2 protein-coding genes are annotated in these 1,850 nt (G+C 32.8%); both read right to left on the reverse strand.

The window, feature by feature from the left end; genetic code table 11:
* Positions 1-126: 126 nt before the first annotated feature.
* Positions 127-621 (reverse strand): hypothetical protein, encoded by a 495-nt coding sequence (locus IV513_RS15340; RefSeq protein ID WP_209391425.1) that lies wholly within the window; start codon positions 619-621, stop codon positions 127-129.
* Positions 621-1,730, reverse strand: a complete 1,110-nt coding sequence (locus IV513_RS15345; RefSeq protein ID WP_209391426.1) for a hypothetical protein — start codon at positions 1,728-1,730, stop codon at positions 621-623. The genes IV513_RS15340 and IV513_RS15345 overlap by 1 nt, the downstream gene beginning before the upstream one ends.
* Positions 1,731-1,850: the final 120 nt, after the last annotated feature.

The raw sequence follows: 1,850 nt of genomic DNA on the forward strand, positions 1-1,850 counted from the left end.
AAATGTCTCTTAAATTATTTAAAATTAAATTGTAACTTGCCTCAAGGTTGCTCATAATTGTATTTGATTGGTAGTCAATACAATATACTAATTTTTAGTTACTTGAGCAACCTTTTCTATAATGCACTACGGGTGACATAAATTAAGCACATAACCACTGTTGGCAGGTAAAGTTATTGCTCCCTCTGAGGTATAATTTGCACCAATATCATTTTTAAGAACATTCATATTAAACCCAGAAGTGAAATTTTGATAAGTCCCATTATCGAGACCTCCCAATATAGATACATCACCTTTTTTCTGTAATAACATAAAACCAACTAAACCTGCTGAATCGGAAACTAAGTTCCATTGTGCATCGTACCATATATATATTCCGGATGTTAGCATGGATCCAATGTTAAAGACAATAAGTCCAGTGGCTGGATTGTTTATAGGTTTGGTACTATCGGTAATGTCACTAATATCTACTCTTGGTAATAATAACCCTTTATTGGTTGAGCTAGAAACTTCTAATCCAGCAGATGGCTTTACACTTGTTGTACCAATACCTAATTGCGCCAAAAACAAATTACTTGTTGCTAAAAAAATTAGGAAAAGAAATGATTTATTTTTTTTCATTATTTTATCTTTGATATCTTTATATATGAACCAATGTCTTTTATGATTGCTGTGGTATTATAGGTGCTGTCCTGCATCCTTCCAATGTACATTCTTAAACAATACATCTGCGTTGGATTACTCGTTGTAGGTACATGTACAAAATACATCCAGGGCACAAAATGATTTGTATTTAGTTTCGAGGTTACAACATTCTCTTTTCGGTTAAAGTCACTTCCAAATGATGTTATTGTTTTTGTACTATTATTATAATTGTCATTATATAAATCTATAAAATATCCCATTATGTAATAATTACTATCTGTAGAACTTGGTGGCGGTGTTGTTAAATTAAAATTAATCTCTACAACATAATCACCTTGAGGTAGTATTATACCATATTGATTGTTGTTATAAGTATAGATATCTAAACCAGCTATGTTAGATACGGGCGCAATCTTTGGTTTATTTTGCAGGGCGACATTTGTATATCCAGCCCCTAAATTCGTCAAGACACTTGTATCTCCTGTTACATCCAAGTATGCTATTCTTGGCGTATTTACAGATTTCAGTCCGCTGACCCAACTATTTTTAATACTATCAAAATAATAGATACTTTTCTCATTGCTATTCGTAGGGCTTCCAATATTGTATGCTAAGAGTCCATCTACAGGGTTGTTTACAGGACTTGTAAAATTAGAAAGAGATGCGATATTTAATCTTGGTATCAATAACCCTTTATTATTGTTACCAAATACAACAGTTGGCGCAGAGGTATAACCGGAACCTCCATTTGTAATACTGTAGTTTGTAACCTTACCAGCACTTACTGTTACTGTAGCTGTGGCTCTTGTACCGCCATTAAGAACAGCTCCACCCCCTACAAAAGAAATGCTAGGTGTAAAAGTATAACCTTCTCCAGGATTTGTTATAGTAATACCTGTAACAGCACCATTAGAGATAGTTGCAGTGGCAGTGGCTTTTGTTCCTACGAAGCTTTCTAAATCTAAGATTGCACTTGCTTCAGGAGTTTGTGTATTTATTCCTACACTTTGCCCTCTGTATATTGTAATTGTAACAAAGAATATAGAAAATAAAAAAAATTTCTGAACATTATTTTTTTTTTGCAAAATTAAAAAAAAATAATTCTGATTTTTGATTATCCGTTTTTAATCATAACCCTGTAATGTTAGCAATAATAAGCCTTTCAAAGAGGCTATCTCCAAAATATCTTCGATTTAGCTTGTAGA

It is taken from the genome of Chryseobacterium sp. RR2-3-20, assembly GCF_017808115.1.
GTDB classification, from domain to species: domain Bacteria; phylum Bacteroidota; class Bacteroidia; order Flavobacteriales; family Weeksellaceae; genus Chryseobacterium; species Chryseobacterium oryzae.

Bases quoted from the DNA above. Each gene is read 5' to 3' on its own strand.
- IV513_RS15340 (WP_209391425.1), bottom strand. From the start codon at position 621: ATGAAAAAAAATAAATCATTTCTTTTCCTAATTTTTTTAGCAACAAGT.